Here is an 18,182-nt window from a genome sequence, read left to right as displayed (position 1 = left end):
GGTCAGGCGATGTCGGAGCGGAAGTCGGCGGGGTTCGGCCGCTCGTTGCCGAGCAGCATGATGAGCAGGGGGGCCTCCCCGGTGTCCTGCAGACCGAGCTCCTCGATGTAGGAGATGTTGTCGAAGCCGAGGGCGACACCCGCGCCGAGCCCGAGTGCGGCCGAGGCGGTGTAGAAAGTCTGCGCGATCGCCCCGACGGTGGCGTTCACCAGGCGGTAGCCCCGATCGCCGACGGCGTCGAGGACCGCCGTCGTGCGCAGCGTGGGCACGATGACGGCGCCGGTCTGTTCGAGGTTGTAGTTGGACAGGAAGTAGTTGTTCTGCAGGAACGAGCCCGGCGCGCCCGATGCCACCAACCGCAGCGTGTGCGTGTCGGGTTCATAGGCGTACGCGCCGGGTTCGACGCCCTCGACGTGGTTGACGAAGGTGTACAGCCGTGCCCGCCGCGGTGTGCCGTCGGGCTCCGCGTCGCCGTCGAGCCGTGTCCCGGCACAGGCGGCGAGCGTGGTGGCGAGCTGCGCCGCGGTCAACGGGACGGTCGCGTCGAAGCGGCCGAAGCTGCTGCGGCGCGTGCGCAGTGCCGTACGCACGTCGACCCCAGGGAATGCGGCGGGCGGCAGCGCGACCGGCTCGGCGGCCTCGGTCGGAGCGGCCGGCGCGCAGTCGTCGAGCACGCCCGGCGCCGGACGGTCGGCCGCGTGCTCCGCCGTCGCGCGGTGGATGCGCCGCAGCGTGTCGAAGCCGAGGACGGTCCGGGACCGTTCACGATCCTGGCGGCGGACGGCCGCGCCGTTGGTTTTCCGGATGCCCGTCGCGGGCCGCGGGTTGTCCCAGACCAGCGGTACGACGGCGAACAGCCCTTCCTCGTCCTCGCCCAGGCCCAGCAGACCGGCCAGCCGTGCCTCGTCGAACCAGAGGGCGGGCGCCAGCCGCAGGCCACGGGCGCGCGCCCAGATGTGCCAGGTCTGCAGCAGCGCTCCCACGTCCATGCTCACGGCGTGGAACGAGAAGCTGTTGTACTTGAAAGAGTTCTGCCAGTACTTGACGCCCAGCACCAGGTACTGGTCCGTCGCCTCGCCGTGCGCTCCGAGCGCGGCGCGCACCTCGCCGCTCACGTCGCCCGCGAGCAGCCGCTGCATGGAGTGGTGCGGCGGGGAGTAGTAGTGCACTCCAGGGGTGAGCGGTCCGCAGGGACCCGAGACCCAGTAGACGCTCACGGGGTACAGGCCGCCGCCGGAGGCGGTGCCCCGGGACCAGTTGGCCTGCGTGTAGTGGGGCAGAGCCCCGAGGTCGGTGTTGGCCTGGACGGCCAGGCGCCTGCCCACCAGCCCGTAGGAGTCCAGCAGCATGCCGGACAGCAGGGGCAGCGTGAACGGCTCCGCCGTGCCCGGATGGCCGTCGGGCAGGCAACCGGCCGTCACCGTGGCGTGCGCGGGGTACGGCACGTCGGGTAGCGGGAACGACTCGGCACCCGGGTAGTACTTCGCCTTGCGTGGCCGGTCCGCCCAGTTGGGCACGAAGTCGGCCGGCTCCATCGGGATGCGGCCGCGGTGCATGATGGCCTTCGCGTATTCATGGGCGTAGCCCACGGAAGTCTCCTCATGTGTGGCGTGGGGGCGTGGAACGGAGAGGTGGGTGCGGTCACGGGAACGGGTGTGGGGCCGGGTTGAGGTCGGCCTCCTCCAGGTCCCGCTCGCGCAGCCCCGCCTCGCGCAGGGCGGTGCGCAGCCGGGGCATGCCCAGGGCGCGCTGCCGCGACCAGCCGAAATCGATCGGCAGCAGGCCGGGGACGAGCACGCTGAACGTGTGCAGCCCCAGCAGCCGCTGCTCGGGCAGCGTCTGGTCGACGACCACGACGTCGAACCCGGCGGCGACGACCGCGGCGACACAGCGCTCCAGGTCGTCCCGCAGATCGGACGAGGCAGGCGCACCGGAGGCGTCCGGCCACCCGAGGTCGGAGACCGAGAGCGGTGGCCCGGTGACCGGAGCACGCAGCAGGAAGTCGGCGTGGACACCCATCTCGGGAATGCCGTAGACCAGCGGGTGGTCGTGCAACGCGGTCACCCGTGAGAAGTCCCCCGCCATGGCGCGCAGCCTGTCCTCGTCGCGCTCGGACCTGCCCCGCAGGTTGACCGCGTCGGTGGCGATCTCGCACAGCGCCGCGTCCAGCGCGGACTCCGGGTCGAGCCCGGCGCCCGCACCGAAGCACATCCGGCCCAGGCCGCCGTCCACACGCTCCGCCACGCCGGTGACGACGGGGATCGGGAACGTGATGCGGGTGTCGAAGAACCGGGCCCGGTAGCCGTACATCGCCAGCCGGTCCACCATGTGCCGGGTGGCGGGGCGGGCGCTGGTGGCGGGGTCGATCTCCGGCAGCCGCTGCCGCCCGTACCAGGCGAGCAGGAAGGCATCCCGTTCGACGACCTCCATCAGGCCGAAGTAGACGGCCTCCTCGACACAACCACCTGACGCACAGCCGTTGGAACTCTCCTGGACGAACCGGTTCTCCAGGCCGGGCGCGTGATAGTACGTCAGGATCTCCGGTACCAGCCGGGGTTCCCGGTCGCGCAGGGAGTAGCCCCACACCCACGGGATTTCGCGGTCCGGGGCGAACGGCACGACGTGCGGGTTCTCCTGGTGGAAGGTGTCCGAGTAGAGCCCCACCCGCCTCGGGTCGACCGCGTCGGCGCCGAACCCGTCGAGCGTTCCCGTCACCGTGGTCCGCTTCCCGCGCGCCCGCATGCCCGCGTACCGCTCCAGCCCTTCGAGGACCCCGATGCGCGCCGAGGTGCCGAACGATCCTGAGTGTCCGCCCCAGAACGTCTCACGCAGGTACTCCCCGGAGCGCATCGAGAAGCAGCCGATGGTCGCCGACGTCGACGTGGACGAGACGTCATGGACGACGGACGGTCCAAGGGCACCGCACACCGGGTTCGCGAAGGCCGCCACGTCGATGTCGTACGCCTCGATGCTCCGCAGCCGGAAGGTCCCCGGCGCGTGCTTCGGCGCGGGGGCCAGGGTGACGACGGCACCCTCGGGCGTGTCGGGGACGGGCCGGGAGCAGGCTTGGCACTGGGGGTCGGGGACGAGGGGGCAGCGGCGGACCGACAACGTTTCCAGGTCCAGTACGTGGACGTCCGGGAACGGCACGCTCGCCGGGGTCGCCCGCGCCACCAGCGAGGCGAGTGCCTCGGCGGCGAACGGGACGGCGTACGGCCAAGGCCCCGTTTCGTGCGTGACGCCGCCCAGTTCGAGGGCGTCGCGCAGCGCCACGGACCGGACCGCCTGCCAGCGCCTGGTCAGACACTGCGGGCACGGCGACCCGCCGTCGACGGAAAGAGGGCCGACGACGGCCTGCCGTGTGTACAGGTGCACGGGGACGGTGCCCGGCGCGCAAGGGCTGAGCGCCTCCGTGAACGCGTCGCCGAAGCCCAGCGCGCGCACCGTCACGGCCACGTCACCGTGGCCCTGCCCGTCCAGGGCCGTCCGCAGCAGGCCGGCCATGAGCCGTACCGGCCCCGTCCCGGGGGCCTTCGGCGCGGTGGCCGGCCTGTCCGTGGTGCTAACCGACACGGCGGGCCTCCGACGTCAGCAGTACGCGCACCACGTGGACGCCGGCCCGCTCCAGGTCCGCGGAGCCCGTCGGCACCACCAGGGCGTCACGGCGCTGTTCGCCGAGCCGGCGCAGCACGTCCGTCCACGACGGCGCACCGGTCGCCTCGGCGGCCACGGTCCCGGTGACGGCCAGCGCTCGCGGATCGAAGTCGCCGAGCAGCGGATCTCCGTACGAGGTCCCCTCCGCGAGGCCCTGCTGCTCCAGCTGAACCTCCCCCACCAGGTCACGCAGGGCCGCCGAAGCCGCGGCCCGGAACGAAAGCTCGGCGGCCACCGCCCATCGGCTCCCGGACCGGGCCAGCACCACGGCCACCCCGGAACGCTCCCGCTCCCCGAGGTCCAGCAGCTCTGCCTCGACGCCGAGATTGGCTGCGGAGCGCAGGAGGAAGGTGAGTTCGGGATCGGCGTCGGCGTCGGCGGAAACGGCGACACCCGGCGCCCCGAAACCGCGCATCGCCCGCTGGAGCGCGTCGTACGCGAGGGCCGACAGCACGCCCTGCGCGGCGGCGTCGGTCGCACTCGCCCCCGCCCTCATACCGGCACTGGTGGCTTCGAAGAGCCGGTCGCGGTTGCCGGCCCCGAACGGACGGACGGCTTCCCCCGGCACCAGGAGCCGCTCCTTGGTGAGCAGGGAAGTGGCGGCGACCCAGCCGCGGACGTCGGCCCGCGCACCCCCGATGCCGGTCCAGGTGCCGAACCCGGCCGGGGCGAGGCGGACGGAGGGGTCCGGTGCACCGGTGCGCCTGTGCGGGACGACGTGTTCTGCGTAGGTTTCGGCGGCGCGGTGCAGGGCGCGCAGCCGGGCGCCCGCCACGTGATGGACGTCGGCGGCGCCGATGCGGGGGATGCGGCCGTGGCCGAGGCCGACCTCCACGACGCTGAGCTTGAGCGGTGTCTGTGTGATGTCCTCGTCGTCGTAGCCGGTGAACACACCTGCGTGCGGCCGCAGCAGCACCGAGCGGCGGTTGAGCTCCTCCACCAGGGCGTCCGCCTCGCGGGCGGTGTCGACGGTGGGCAGCGCGAGTGCGCCGCCCTCTGCGTCCAGGCTCGCCAGATCGATCTGGGCGGAGTCCGCCTCCGTGTCGTCCGCGCACCAGGGGCACCGGGGGTGGGGCAGGAGCGGCTCCGAGGCGGCGTCGAGGGACTCCATGTCCTGGATGATCAGCTGCCCCGCGGTCTCGGCGGGCAGCGCCCCCGTCGCCGTCTTGAACACCTCGTAGCCCAGCAGGTTGCCGAGCATCGCGGCCAGGGGCCGGCCTGGGTGGACTCCGGGGACCTGCGTCGCAGCCGGCAGGTCCAGGGCGAGGGAACTCCACACGTCGGCGGCTTGCGCGGCGCCGTCGCCCGCTCCCAGGCGCAGCACGGCGCACGCCCAGCACCCCGTGGTCTGCGCCGACATCGACGGACCGACGATCGCGTGGCGGCCGAACGACCAGGCCGGTATGAGGGTGCGGCCCGCGGGCACTCCGGCGCGCAGCAGCGGGAACACGACGCGGGGAGCCTCGGGCCCGCCCGTGACGACGACGACGTCGTATCCCTCGAGGGCGGCCCAGGTGAGCGGCGCGGAGGCGGCGATTTCGTGGATGCCGACGGGACAGCCGTCGGCGTCGGCGGACGTCGCCTCGTCGGTGATCCCGTCCAGGTCGAGCCGCGGCAGTACGCCGATGGTGGCGCTGCCGTTGCGGAGCAGGCTCAGAACGCACCAACGTGCCACGAGGTCACTGCCGACGACGGCCACTCGGGTGTCGCGGAAGCGCTGGAAGCGCCGCGCGGCGTCGTCGGCGTAGTGGTCGGCGTAGGCGATCTGGGCCGCGTAGCGACGTGCCACGTCGTCGGACGGTTCGGGCCCGACGAACGCCTCCGGCGAGGGTCTGGGCGGGACGGAGCGGGCGAATCCCCGTTCGTAAAGGGTGCCGACGAGTTCGCCGACCATCGCACGCTGCCGGTCGCCGAATCCCCTGCAGATCTCGGCGACGGTGTGTTCGCCGTTGAGGTGCGGCACGAGCAGGGTGGCGAAGCGGTATGCGGACTTGGCCGTCAGGCGGAATCCGCCGTCGGCGTTGTGGAAGAGGACGCCGTCGGGAGTCTCGGTGAAAAGGACATCGCGCCGGATGCGGGGGCGGGACGCTGCGACGGCTTCGTACCGTGCGGAAGGCATGCTGATGTCACCTCTGGATGGGAGCCGGGTGGGGGTGGTGGCCGGGCGGTCGTCTGGAAGGGGACCGGGCGGGAGAGTCGGCCGGTGGGTGGTCGCCTGCGGTCAGCCAGGGGCCGCCGTGGTGCCGATGCGCAACCGTGGCGAGGCCGCCCCATGCCGACGCGCGTAGATTTTGAGCAGTTCGTGGATGCGGTACGGCTTGGGCGGGCCTTCCTCGACGAATCCGGCGTCCGCCAGGTGTTCGAGGACCTCGTCCGACACGTCCGGCGGCGCCGGACGGGCGGTTCGGATGTCGTCGCGCTCCTTGGCCAGCAGCAGGAACGCCTCCCTCAGTTCAGGGCTGAGCCGGCGCAGCGCCGCCTCGAACACGTGGGGTACGGACATGAGTGGCTCGTCCGTCAGCGAGAGCCTGGCCGGCAGATCCACGGCCAGCCACGCGGCGCAGTCGTCGATGCCGAGGCCGGGCCGCGTCAGCAGACGTACTGCGGCGATCCGCAGGCTCAGCGGGAAATGACCGCAGACGCGCGCCAGTTCACGGGCCGCCTCGGGTTCCCGGGCGACCCGCTCGGCGCCCAGAGTGCTGATCAGCAGTTGATGCGACTCCTCCGGGGCGAGCGTGTCGAGGCGGTGCACGACCCCGCCGTGGGTGGCGATCAGGCCGGCCAGTCCGCGTCGGCTGGTCACCACGGCGACGCCCTCGCCGGGGAAGGGGAGCAGGGGTCGTATCTGCTCCGAGCTCACCGCGTCGTCGAGGACGAGCAGGCGGCGTCCGGTTCCGTTCACCGGCGGGAGCTGAGCCCGGGCCTCGTCGGCGTCGAGCGGACTGCCGTCCGCATGGGTCATCGCGAGCGTGAAGCAACCGCCAGGAAAGGCGTCCTGAGTCAGGTGGGCGGCCTGCAGGGCGAGAGCGGTCTTGCCGATCCCGGGAGCTCCGGAGATCACCACCAGCCGGGTTCCTGGGTCGTCGAAAGTCAACGCGCGTTGAACGGCGGCGAGTTGGTCCGTGCGCCCGGCGAAGCAGGGGACGGGGGCCACTGTGGAGACGGTGACCGCCGCCATGCGCACCGTCGGTACCGGGGGCGAGGCGGGAGTCTGCGCCGGGGGAGTGGGGGACTGCGCCGCCGCGGCGGCCGGTACGGGGAGCAGCGCATCCCGCGACGTCGACCTCTGCGCACGCACCTCGCCCGAGGGGAGGACCGCCTTCGAGCGGGCTCCCGCCTCGATCGCGGGGATGGCGTGGGCCGGCGGGGTGCCGAGATCCTCACCGCGAAGGATCGCCAGTTCCAGGCGTTGCATGGGGGCACCCGGGTCGATCCCGAACTCCTCTTTGAGCCGCTCCTTGACGGCTCTGATCTCCGCAAGGGCCTCGGTCTGGCGGCCGGTTCGATAGAGAGCCTCGATCAACTGTTCGGAGAACCGCTCCCTCTCCGGGTGGCTCTTCGCCGCATCCCAGACCTCTGACAACACCTCGCGACATCGCCCGCGTGCCAGTTCGATGTCGCAGAGGCGTTCCAGTGCCCTCAGGCGCTCCTCGGTCAGCCGGGGTGCTTCGTCGCGGTGGAGCATGTGCGACGACACGTTCGCCAGCACCGGCCCGTGCCACAGTGCGAGCGCCTCTCTGAGCACGTACGACTCGGCCTCGGTGTCGCCGACGGAATCCGCCGAGCGGACCAGTTCGCGGAAGCGGACGAGGTCGAGGGTCTCGCGGTCCATTCGCATCCGGTATCCGCCGGGGACCGCCTCGATCGCGTCGTTCGCGATCCCGTACTTCGCGAAGATCCGCCGGAGCCGCAGAACGCAGCTCTGCAGGGCGGCTCGCGCCGTGGCGGGGGGTTGGGTGTCCCAGACGGCACGCACCAGGTAGTCGGTCGACACGGCCGCGCCGGGGTGGATGAGCAGGGCCGCCAGCAGGCTCGTCGGCTTGGACGGCTGTAAGACGGCGGCATGCTCGCCATCGGCGATGCTGAGCAGCCCTAGCAGCTGGAACCGCATCCTGTTTATCGCTCCGTTTTGTTTGCTGACGGTACAGGCGGGCGGCTGATCCAGCTCGCTGCCGGGACCGACAGGAATACGAGTGCAAATGTCCGGGGTGCTGACGGCCTTGCGACGCTCGATGATCAGAGAGGAGGCGTGGAACGGGACATGACTCTGAGGAACCGTCATCAGGCCCCCTTTTGGGGTGCCTATGCAGGTGCCAGTGGATACCTTAGTGAGGACTCGGAGCCACGTCGATCCCTGCGTTCGGGAAAATCAGGCGGACGCCGGATTTACGACTCATTCCTTGAATGCTGCACTTGATCCGTTTGTCCATCCTGTCTCGGTGGTCGTGAAGTACCCACACTGCGCCAGCAGTTCGGGGTGCGCTCCGCCCTCGGCATTGCCGCCGCTCGCTGCCGGCTCGGGGGCAGAGCCTCGGCGGGAAGATGAATATGTCCCTGCTTTTATTGCGGTTGCGATTGCGCGTCGCCATTACGCCTAGTGAGATTGCCGTGGGCTATATGGAGTAGCAAATCGGGGCTGCACAGCTGAGGGGTGCCGGAGGTAATGCCGCAAAGTTGGGCCACCAAGAAGCAACAGGTTGCTTCGAGGTCGCTCTGTCGTCCGGGTCCGAAGATTCCGCCGTTGTCGTTGACCGATGTCCAGCGTGCCGCGCTGGAGGGCTGGGTGCGTCGTCGCACGACGGCCCAGGGCCAGGCTCTGGCCTTGCGGTCGCGGGTCGTGCTGGAGTGCGCCGAAGGCCACTCGATCACGGAGGTGTCCCGTCGGCTGCGGGTCACTCCGGACGGGGTCCGCACCTGGCGGCGCCGCTTCCTCGAACGCGGCCTGGACGTTCTGTCCGACGAGCCGCGGCCCGGCGTTCTCCGGGAGATCACCGATGCGGACGTGGAGCGGGTCATCGTCAGGACACTCCAGGAGAAGCCGAAGAACGCCACTCACGGGTCAACGAGGTCGATGGCTGCGGCCACCGGCATGTCCCAGTCGGCGATCTCCCGGATCTGGCGGGCGTTCGCCCTTGCGCCGCACCGCTCACAGACGCTCATGCTGTCCACTGACTCTTTGTTCATCGACAGGGTCCGTGACGTCGTCGGCCTCTATCTGGACCCGCCGGAGGAGGCCCTTGTTCTCTGCGTGGACGAGGAGTCGCGGATCCAGGCCCTGGACCGGTCCCAGCCCGGTTGCCGATGGTGCCGGTTTTCCCGAGCGTCGCAGTCACGACTACGTCCGGGCCGGCACCACCACCCTGTTCGCGGCACTGGAGGTCGCCACCGGCGAAGTGATCGGCTCTCTGCACGGCGGGCATCGGGCCGTTGAGTTCAGGAAGTTCCTGGCCAAGCTGGACAAGGAGGTGCCCGCCGACCTCGACGTGCACCTGATCCACGACAACCACGTCACCCACAAGACGCCCGCCGTCAAGCAGTGGCTGCTGGCGCATCCCCGCTTCCACCTGCACTTCACGCCCACGAGTTCGTCCTGGCTGAACCTGGTGGAGCGGTGGTTCGCCGAGCTCACGCAGAAGAAGCTCAAACGCGGTGTCCACCGCTCCGTCCAGGCCCTCGAACGCGACATCCGAGCATGGCTCGCCGACTGGAACGACAACCCACGGCCGTTCGTCTGGACGAGGACCGCCGACGAGTTCCTCGACAAAGTCGCCGCCTACTGCCGATGAATCTCTGACTCAGGTCACTAGCCGAGCACACGGTGGCCGAGGATGCACGGGCCTCCGTCGAGGCGTTCCTTGTTGACGGCACCGACGCCGTCCTGATGGGGTTCCTCTCGGGGACCATGTGCGCGACGGGGAAGTCCTTCGAGGGCCCCTTCGCGCTGCGCCTCACCGTCGAGGAGGGCCGGATCACCCGGCATCACCTCTACGAGAACAGCGTATCGATCGCCGAGGTGTGCACCCCTTCGCGGGTCCCGCGCCCCCCCGAGTTGCGACCCGCTGGTGCCTGGACAGGCCCTCGCGGAGATGGTCCGCCCGCCGAGCGGGTGGCGTAGCGCGGTCTTCGGAACGACCCACACCCGAGCCCCCTTCGCCTGGTCCGCCACCGCACCAGTGTGCTGTCGCGATGCTCCGCGACAGCAGCGTCTAGGAACCCAAAACGCCGCGCGCCGCTTGAGGATGGACATGGAGGTACCCCCCGGGGATTGTGGTCGGGTACTGGGAGATCTGGGCGGTGGCGCGCATCGGCAGCTTCTGGGAGACGGTGTTGTCCGCACTCTCCACGACGCACACGTCTACAGCCTCCTCGGCCGGCCCGTGCGCCCCGGAGCCTCGCGTGTGACCTGATCGAGGTGGATCGAGGCGTCATCGCGTACCGCCTCGCCGTCGTACCGGGCCGTGATCCACGGGTGGAGGGCGCTGTCACAGCCGTCCTTTACTGAGCAGGCGGGTCCAGGACGGTCCGCTTCCACTGTTCTGGATTCTTGTGGATGTCCAGCAGTAGGCGTGCGAAGGTGTCGCCGTCGTACAACAGGCCGTTGTACTCGAGCGGGATCCGCTTGCCGTTGATCACGGCAGTGGGCGTTCCAGGTCCCTCAGGTTCGGACTTTCCGCCCGCGCTCTCGTACGCCTTCTGGGAGGCGGTCACGAAGGAGCGGTACTTCATCGTCTTGACAGCCGAGTCGAACGCAGGGCCGCGGAGGCCTTCCACCTTGTCGGCCAGGTCCAGCAGGCCGGCGTCCGTGAAACCGTCGACGCTCTCCTCCGGCTGGTTGGCGTACAGCACCTCGTGGTACTCGACGAACTTGCCCTGCTCCAGCGCGGCGCGCAGCGCGTTGACCGCCTTCTTCGATCCAGTGCCGCCGACCCGGTCGTCCAAGAAGGAGGCCAGGGTGTACTCGGTCCTGGCCTGACGCGCGAGCATCGCCTCCTGCAACCCCGGAGCACCGCCGGTGGTCTCGAACTCCGCGCAGTACGGGCAGCGCGGATCCTCGTACAGCCGCACCCTCGTTGTTGCGTCCGGATCGCCGACCAGGATGGTGACACCGTCCTCGGCGAGCCCTTCCGGCAGTTCCTGGGCACCCGCGAAGTCAGGCCGTGCCCCTACCCCGTCCCGACCACACCCTGCCAGCGTCAACACCGCGGCCGCGCACAGCACGACCCACCACCCCCCACGCGCCACGCGTCATCCCCTCCCCAGAGAACAGACAGACAATAGATCATCTGTGAGGCGGACGCACCGTCGCTGCTTCGCCGCGACGTCACGCCCGGATGAGGCGTTTTGGGTATGCCGTCATCCGCGTACTTCATGACGTATGCCGGTGGTTTTTCTGCAGTCTCCTTCGCTGGTGCGTGTGGGCGGGAGCTTTCGGTGGATGTTTTGGGTGGTGGGGATATCGTTTCGGGTCGTCGTGGTGATGGATGTCTTGGGGTCGATGTTCAGGTCGTAGGTGTCGGTGGGTGTGTGGTGTGTGGGTGGGGTGTTGGGGGGTGGGGGCGGGTTGTGCTCGGTTTGTTGTTTGGGTTGGTTGGGTGTGGTGGGGGTGCTGGTTGTCATCTGTGGGGTGGCTTTGTTGTTGTGTTTGGGTTGGGTTGTCAGTTTCTGGTGTCGGTTTTGATGTTGCCTTTGACGTGTCGGTTTACGAACTCGTGTGCCAGGTCGCCGAACTGTTCACCGTAGATGAGGGACTGTTGGACGGTTTTGCGGAAGTGGACGCCGCCCCATACCCGGCTTTCGGCGCAGGCCTTGTTGAACTCGGCCCACGTGTGGAAGTGCAGTTGGAGGTTTTTGGCGGGGGTTGTTTCTGGTTCCACGGCCGAGGTGCCGGCGTTGAACTCGAGTGTCCAGTCGAGTTCTTCGGAGTTGAAGTAGCGTCGTGCTGTCTGTGCTCCTGCGGCGCACAGGCTTGTGGAGCCCGATGGGTATTCGGGGTGGTCGCCCGTGGGCAGGTAGGGCATCCATTCGGTGGCCCGGATGTCGTTGACCGTGCCCATGCCGGCGCCGCCCCAGGCGGTCACCTTGCTGTGGCCGTACACGTGGCGGACTGCGCTGACGGGCCGCACGGTGTCGTACTTGCGCTTGTTGCGCCAGACGGCGATCAGCGCGTCGAAGGTCGCGAGGAAGTGCTGGAGCGACCACGCGGCCCAGCCGAACACGCCCATCTCGTTGTTTTCGTCGTACTTTCGGCCGATGACGGTGGATGTGTAGCCGATGCCCCAGAGTTTGTTGTCCATGACCTCGGCGAGCGCCTTGCGCTCGTCGTTGAGCGACGCCGATGCCTCCAGGATTTCGTCCACCGAGCGTTTGTAGTCCCGGGGCCGGGTGTGGTCGCTGTGTTTGGGTGCGGCGAGGGGGAACTGGGCCGGGTCGGTGAAGATGTGCGGTTTGGTCAGCGCGATCTGGGGGGTCACGAAGTGCTGGGAGACGTAGATGCCTAGGTCACCCGGGCCGCCACCGGGGCGACGGCCGTTGTGGGCGTGCAGTTGCGGCTGCCAGCGGGAGGGGTTGTTGAGCCTGAAGGGAGTGTTCACGGGCTCGTAGCCTGTGTAGTCCGCCCAGGGAAGGGGGTTGTACTTGCGGCCGCCCTCGTAGCCCAGGACATTCATGCCGTCGTTCTTCAGAGCGTTCCAGACCGACTTGAACGCCACGTTGCCGATGCCGACCGGGGTGGTCAGGTCCTCCGACTTGTTGTCAGGGTCCAGGCCGAGCCCGACCATCATGGCGCGCAGGCTTCCCGCGGGGCCCCGCAGGCCTAGTGGCAGCAAGCGTTCGAAGGTGTGGAGCTGCGTGTAGAGGATGGCGATGTTCATGTTCCGGTTGGTGGCGGACTCGCTGGAAGGGCGGCGGGGAATGCGGGAGTACACACCGACCGCGGTCTCGTGGTACGGCGCCACCGCGTCGAACACCGCAAGGTTCCCCACGCGGCTCATCCACAGGATGACGGTCACGTCCATCGAGCCGACGGACTCCCAGAGCGGCGACTGACTGGCCTGCTCGTCGGTGGCGGGCTTGACCCACTTGATGTAGTTGTCGGTGTCGAGGTCGAAGTCGAACGTTGGTGGCTCCTCGCTCGTGCCGGCATTGGCCGGATGGGGCAGGGCCAGCATGAGGGCGGCCGAGGAGCCACCGAGCAGCAACGATCGGCGGCCCAGCGAGAGGTCTGAGGCAGAGGTGTGTCCGGACGTCTTCATGATCGTCTTCCTGTTGCTTGACGGGGTGGGCCTCTGGAAGGGCCCTTGGCGGGGGAGGGGATGTCGATGGCTGCGTGTGGCCTTACGGCCTCGCCGACAGTCGAAGGGGAGGGTGGGCAGAGGGGTCCTCCGTCGCGGCGGAGGGGGCAGTCCTTGCCGTAGCGCTGGGAGATCTCGTGGACCGGGTCGCCGAGCTGGGCATCGGATGCGGGGGACGCCTTCACGGTTTTCTTGACGTGCCTAGCGGCCCGCGCCCGGCTCTCGGCGCGGTCCTTGTCGGAGTTGGTCGGGGTGGCTCGATCAGCTCGGGGCAACTCGCCTGTGGGCAGGGCCGGTCAGGTGTCAGCACCGCTTCCGCAGGCGGATCCGGTCGGCGGCGCGTGCGGGGTGGAACCCCAAGCCGTGGGCGCCTCGCGGTCCGGGCACGGGGCTTTGGGGGAAACTGTGTCAGGCCAGATGTGTGAAGGGCGCATCGATCGGCAGGGGCGACGTCTCGATGGCCGAATTGATCTTTTCGTCCCCGTGCTTTCGGGCATCACTGGCTCCAAGCGGTCGGTGTCCCTGGGTGGCTACGCTTCCGGTCGCCGCCATAGGGCCACTCGAAAAGCGCTACTGCGTGTGCCGGTGTGATGTCGTGAGGGTGGGTCCGGTCGCGGCGAGGCATCCGTCGGTGGTGTCGCTGCGGTACTGGAGTTCGTGGAGGGTGCGGCGCCAGACGTGCATCACTGAGGTTGAACGTGTGGAGTCGTTGGGGCTGACGGGCCGTGGTCGGCTGCGGTGTCAGCGGGGCATGCGGTGTTCACAGGGTGGCGGGCGGGCCGTCGAACGGCCAGGGGTTTGCGAGGGGTTGCGGCGTGAGGCGGCCGAGCGGTCCGCCCGGGGCGAGGCGGGCTCGGTGATCGCTGAAGACCTGCGGGTGAGTGTCCGATCGGTGCAGCGGTGGCGGCAGGCGTGGGAGGAGGGCGGTCCGCGTGTTCTGCGGTCGCGGGGCTGGCGTCGCTGCCGAGGCTGAGCGGGAGGCAGTCCGCCCGGCTGGAGGCGGAGCTGGTTGGGGGACCGGCCGCGCGCGGCTGCCGAGGACCAGCGGTGGACGCTGGCACGGATCAAGACGGTGATCGGCCGGCGTTTCCGCCTGGCCTTCACGATCCGGGGTGTGCGGAAGCTGCTGGTGCGCAGCGGCTGGTCCTGCCAGGTCCCGGCCCGTGGTGTGATGGGGCGGGACGACGACGCCGTCACGAGGTGGGTCCAGGTCGCAGCGGCCTGGGACGGTTCCTTCTCGGAAGTGCCCTCGCGATCGTGCCTGCCGGAAGTCTGAAGAACGTCCGTCATCACAGGTCACAGGGCACTTCCTCGATTTCGGGCCGGGTGCCGCCGTTCCTCGGCCGGCGGTCCGGGTGCGCGGACACGCTCGCAACCCGCATCGCCCGTACGTCACGGGGCGGGTATCGCGTCCGGATCTCCTTCAGCAGCTCACCGGCTTCCGTTGCTGTGTGTCGCGCTGCGGTCCGGCCGACGCGGCGGGCGTCAAGAGGCGACGGTCTCGGCGGTGGTGGTTTCGTCGTCCTTCACCGTCGCGGGGACCTCGTTCTTCGGGCCACGGGCGAGGACGTAGACAAACGTGACGCCCGTGACGGCGGCAGCCACCCACATGGCCTGCTGCCAGCCGTCGACGAAGGACTGCTGGGCGACGTCCAGGAGCGTGTCCTTGTGGGGGCCCGTAGTGCCTGCGGCCTCGACAGCGTTGGCGATGCCTTCGCGCGCGGTGTCCGCGGCGTTGTCGGGGATGCCGTCCAGTCTGTCGTCGATCGCGTTCTGGTAGCCGGCCGACAGCAGAGCGCCGATCATGGCCACCCCCAGCGCGGTGCCGAACTCGCGGGTGACGTCGTTGAGCGCGGAGGCGACGCCCTGACGCTCACTCGGCAGAGAGGCGGTAATGCCTTCGGTGGAGGGCGTCATCGCCAGACCCATGCCGAAACCCATGGCGAGCATGCCGGGCAGGATGGACAGGTAGCCGGCGTCGACAGAGACGAAGAGGGCCATGAGGACGAGGCCGGCACCGCCCAGTCCGATTCCCGTGACCATGGTCGAGCGGGCGCCGGTGCGCGCAGCCAGCTTGGGGGCGAGGACGGATGCCATCATCATCAGGACTGCCATGGGCATGAGCGCGAGCGTGGACAGCAGGCCGGACCAGCCGAGCACGGCCTGGAGGAAGGGGAAGAGGACCACGGCGATGCCCGCCTGGACACCGAAGACAACCAGCAGCGTGATGGAGCCGCTGAGCAGGCGGCGCTCGCGAAAGAGCCGCACGTCCAGCAGAGTGGCGTCCCGGCGGCGAAGTTCCCAGGCCACGAAGAAGACGGCAGCGGCGAGGCCGACGGCCAGGGAGATCAGGGTGGCAGGGGCGCTCCAGCCCTGTTCCGGGCCTTCCTGAAGCGTGAAGATGAGGCCGGCCACGGCGACGACCGAGGCCAGCGCGCCGACGGTGTCGAAGGGATGTCCTGCGTGCTCACGGGAGTTGGGCACCGAGCGCATGGTCAGGGCGAGCGCCACGACGGTGAGCACGATGGGCAGCACGAACAGCCACCGCCAATTGGCGACGTCCACGAGCAGGGCGGAGAGGAACATGCCCAGGATGCCGCCGGCACCGGCAACGCCGGTCCACACGCCGATCGCCTTTCCGCGCTCCTCTTCGGGGAAGGTGGAGGTGATCACTGCGAGGGTGATGGGCATGGTCATCGCCGCGCCGATACCGCTGAGCGTGCGGGCGGCGATCATGATTTCGGCCGACGGGGCCAGAGCCGCCAGTACGCTGGCGGCGCCGAAGACGATGAGACCGGTGATCAGCGTGGGCTTGCGGCCGATCCGGTCGCCGATGGCGCCGAGAGGGAGCAGCAGCGCGGCCAGAGTCAGGGTGTAGATGTTGATGATCCAGAGGATGGTGCTCTGGGAAGCGCCGAAATCGACGGCCAGGTGGGTCTGAGCCACGTTCAACCCGGACACCGACGCGATGACCGCCATCAACGCGACGGAGACGGCGATCAGGATCATGCGCAGCTGACGCGCGTCCGGCGCGCCTGCGCCCTCGGCGGCTGCCCCCGGTGCGGGCTGATTGGTACTCATGGATTCCTCTCAGGTGAAAGAGCAAGAAGAACTCACACCGTGCATGCGGTTGCCGGGACGGGAGGAGGGCTCCGCGTGTGCCGTGCGAGTGTTAAGCGGTGGTGACGCCGCGCCGGGTGGCGGTCAGGTCCACATAGGTGTCGTTCGTGGTCAGCGAGGCGTTGATGGGGGTGGCGGCCGGCGCACCGGCCGCGCAGCAGGCGCCGGCCTGGTCGTTGGGACCGGTGGCTTCGACGGCCGGCCCAGACCTTCGCGGCCCTCGCGGCGCGCCTGCATCCGGGCGTCGGCCGCCTGAACGCAGCGGGCCATGAGCCAGCCGTCGGCCGGGCGCACGCGGACGATGCCGCCGCCGGTCTTCCCGACTGCCTCGACCGGGGTGTCGGTGATGTGGATGCCGGGATGTCCGGCTGGTGCTGCGGGCGGAGTACCGCCTTGGACCGATGCCTGCCCCCGGACCCGGCCCGGCCGCGGGGGCTGTTTCCATGATCATCTCCTTGTTCAGGTTCCATCGAGCGGCTGAGACCTCACCCCTATGACGGTCCCGGCGGTCCGTCTGTGACATGCCCCGCCCGCGCGCCTGCCCGGCCGGACAGGCGCGCGGGGGCACGCGGTCGCGGTCGGACGCCGTGGCCGCCTGGATGCACGCGGGCCGTCGACTCATGCCGGAGCAAGCTGGGTACGGATCTTGCGCCGCTCGCGATCAGCTGAACGAACCAGCTTGTCGAGCGACACAGCTGCGGTCAGGCGAGAAGGACTCGTTTCCGCAACCGGCCGAAGCCGGCCCGGGCCCTACCTCTGACGCTTGAGCACTTTGATGCGGTTGACGAGGCCTTCGACGACGCCGGAGCTCCAGGGCGATGTAAGGCCCGCGGTGACGGCAGCAAGGTGCCGTTCGAGGGGCCGTTGACGCATGTGCGGAGGGTGGGAAGGCCGTCCGAGCGCGCCCTGACCCGCTGCGGCAGATGCTCACCCCGGAGCTGGGTGAGCATCTTCCCGAACGTGCGGACGTGCCCGGTGAGAGCATCCAGTTCGGGGCAGCCGGCGAGGACGGATCTGAGCGTCAGGCGTTCGCTCTCCGGCAGGGTGTGGGATGAGTCAGGACCCAGCCGGTCACCGTCGCGTGGGGACGGCGCACGGGCCGTCGGCGCGGTCGGGAATGTGCGAAACGGCTGGAGGCAGGGCGCGGACGGCTCTGGAGCCGCCCGTGCAGCCGTGAGTTGTGATCTCTTCCCACAGAGCCCATGCGTCGTGTGCAGCGCTCGGCCTGTCGCTCGTGCACAGGTACGGCGTGAAGTCGTCGAGCTTGGTCGTGCGGTTCTGCCCCTGTCCCTGGAACAGGTCTTCCGGCTCCGCGGCGTCCCGTAACCGCTGGACGATGCGGTAGGTCATGCCGAGCTGTCGCTGGATCGAGCGTCGGCCATGGCCGCGGCCAACAGTGTGAACGGTGGCGCGCCTGGTGCGAGTACGGTCGGCGAACCTGTGCCCGGTGTCTCCATGGCGAATCACCGTCGGCCGGTTCTGGTGCCAGCGCCTTGTCCGTGGCCGGCTCGGCGGTGGTCGCACGTAGGCAGGACCGGTGAGGGCAGACGCACCGCTCAGCCGCCTCGCTGAGGTTGCGCCACAGGTGGAACCTGTCGGCGACCTGAACGGCACAGGGCGCCCCCATGCCGGCGCCGGCTGCGGAAAGAACGGGGAGCGGTCGCGACAGACGACCTCGATCCCCGAGTGCGGGGTCAGCCAGGCCGCGAGCGTGCCCGCCGCGCGATCCGGCAGCAGGTCCACCGGACCGTCTGCCCACCCGCCGCGGCAGGCCCGCCTACCACCGCGGCGGCCGCATGGCCGGCTGCGCCCTGCTGCGGCCCGCGGCCGAACCGTCCCGCTCCTCGGGCACCTTCGGCGCCGGGTGTTGTGGCTGCTGGCGCACGACCGCGACACCGGACCCGACGGTCTCTGCGCGGCCGGCGCGCCGGCCGGGGCGGTGGCCCCCCGCACCCCGCCCCCCTTGCAGCAAAGGACGCACAGCCCAACGCCCCGAGGGCGCGCTGGTACAGGAGGCCGGGCCCGCGCCGGCGGCTGGGGGAGGTGTTCAGAGGTGGGAGCCACCGCTGGCGTCGAGACACTGGCCGGTGATCCAGCGGGACGCGTCCGACGCGCCGG

General features: G+C 69.8%; 8 protein-coding genes and 5 pseudogenes. 4 read left to right on the top strand and 9 right to left on the bottom strand.

Features of this window, described 5'->3' with window-relative positions:
* Nucleotides 1–2 precede the first annotated feature (2 nt).
* From B100_RS0128580 to B100_RS0128565, 4 genes are all read right to left on the bottom strand, one after another.
* Nucleotides 3–1,589, bottom strand: a complete 1,587-nt coding sequence (locus B100_RS0128580; protein ID WP_024887823.1) for a SagB family peptide dehydrogenase — start codon at nt 1,587–1,589, stop codon at nt 3–5.
* A 52-nt stretch (nt 1,590–1,641) separates the two neighbouring features.
* Nucleotides 1,642–3,573: a TOMM precursor leader peptide-binding protein gene (locus tag B100_RS0128575; protein WP_486585720.1), complete on the bottom strand. Its 1,932-nt coding sequence runs from the start codon at nt 3,571–3,573 to the stop codon at nt 1,642–1,644.
* Entirely contained in the window at nt 3,563–5,773 is a 2,211-nt protein-coding gene (locus B100_RS0128570; RefSeq protein ID WP_024887821.1) for a TOMM precursor leader peptide-binding protein, read from the bottom strand. Before B100_RS0128570 ends, B100_RS0128575 begins: the two co-directional genes overlap by 11 nt.
* A 102-nt stretch (nt 5,774–5,875) precedes the next feature.
* Nucleotides 5,876–7,936, bottom strand: a complete 2,061-nt coding sequence (locus B100_RS0128565; RefSeq protein WP_486585719.1) for an AfsR/SARP family transcriptional regulator — start codon at nt 7,934–7,936, stop codon at nt 5,876–5,878.
* 381 nt (nt 7,937–8,317) lie between these two features.
* Between B100_RS0128565 and B100_RS34385 the strand changes: the two are divergent.
* A pseudogene (locus B100_RS34385) lies at nt 8,318–9,440 on the top strand (IS630 family transposase).
* Nucleotides 9,441–9,457: 17 nt separating this feature from the next.
* A pseudogene (locus B100_RS34380) lies at nt 9,458–9,679 on the top strand (nuclear transport factor 2 family protein); the annotation flags it as partial.
* 470 nt (nt 9,680–10,149) lie between these two features.
* On the opposite strand, the gene B100_RS0128545 reads toward B100_RS34380, so the two are convergent.
* The 3 genes and pseudogenes from B100_RS0128545 to B100_RS37775 form a co-directional block, all read right to left on the bottom strand.
* Nucleotides 10,150–10,896 carry a thioredoxin domain-containing protein gene (locus B100_RS0128545; protein WP_106967117.1) on the bottom strand — a complete coding sequence of 249 codons (747 nt, stop codon included), beginning with the start codon at nt 10,894–10,896 and terminating at the stop codon, nt 10,150–10,152.
* Nucleotides 10,897–11,309: 413 nt separating this feature from the next.
* A complete protein-coding gene (locus tag B100_RS0128535; protein ID WP_024887817.1) occupies nt 11,310–12,905 on the bottom strand; it encodes a DUF6851 domain-containing protein in 1,596 nt (531 codons plus the stop codon).
* A 609-nt stretch (nt 12,906–13,514) separates the two neighbouring features.
* A pseudogene (locus B100_RS37775) lies at nt 13,515–13,631 on the bottom strand (IS630 family transposase); the annotation flags it as partial.
* A 64-nt stretch (nt 13,632–13,695) separates the two neighbouring features.
* Here B100_RS37775 and B100_RS37330 point away from each other — a divergent pair.
* Nucleotides 13,696–14,220, top strand: a pseudogene (locus tag B100_RS37330) (winged helix-turn-helix domain-containing protein).
* A gap of 209 nt (nt 14,221–14,429) precedes the next feature.
* Here B100_RS37330 and B100_RS0128520 read toward each other — a convergent pair.
* Nucleotides 14,430–16,025, bottom strand: a complete 1,596-nt coding sequence (locus tag B100_RS0128520) for an MFS transporter (RefSeq protein WP_024887816.1) — start codon at nt 16,023–16,025, stop codon at nt 14,430–14,432.
* 1,110 nt (nt 16,026–17,135) lie between these two features.
* Nucleotides 17,136–17,414 (bottom strand): hypothetical protein, encoded by a 279-nt coding sequence (locus B100_RS35940; protein ID WP_024887815.1) that lies wholly within the window; start codon nt 17,412–17,414, stop codon nt 17,136–17,138.
* A gap of 275 nt (nt 17,415–17,689) precedes the next feature.
* Here B100_RS35940 and B100_RS37770 point away from each other — a divergent pair.
* A pseudogene (locus B100_RS37770) lies at nt 17,690–18,182 on the top strand (DUF6009 family protein); the annotation flags it as partial.

This window comes from Streptomyces sp. CNH189, assembly GCF_000527195.1.
The sequence above is the reverse complement of the archived record's forward strand: the minus strand, read 5'-3'. Positions and strand labels throughout refer to the sequence as shown.

Coding starts and splice junctions, on each gene's coding strand:
- B100_RS0128570 (WP_024887821.1), bottom strand. CDS start 5,773: ATGCCTTCCGCACGGTACGAAGCCGTCGCAGCGTCCCGCCCCCGCATC.
- B100_RS0128565 (WP_486585719.1), bottom strand. CDS start 7,936: ATGACGGTTCCTCAGAGTCATGTCCCGTTCCACGCCTCCTCTCTGATC.
- B100_RS0128535 (WP_024887817.1), bottom strand. CDS start 12,905: ATGAAGACGTCCGGACACACCTCTGCCTCAGACCTCTCGCTGGGCCGC.
- B100_RS0128520 (WP_024887816.1), bottom strand. CDS start 16,025: ATGAGTACCAATCAGCCCGCACCGGGGGCAGCCGCCGAGGGCGCAGGC.
- B100_RS35940 (WP_024887815.1), bottom strand. CDS start 17,414: ATGACCTACCGCATCGTCCAGCGGTTACGGGACGCCGCGGAGCCGGAA.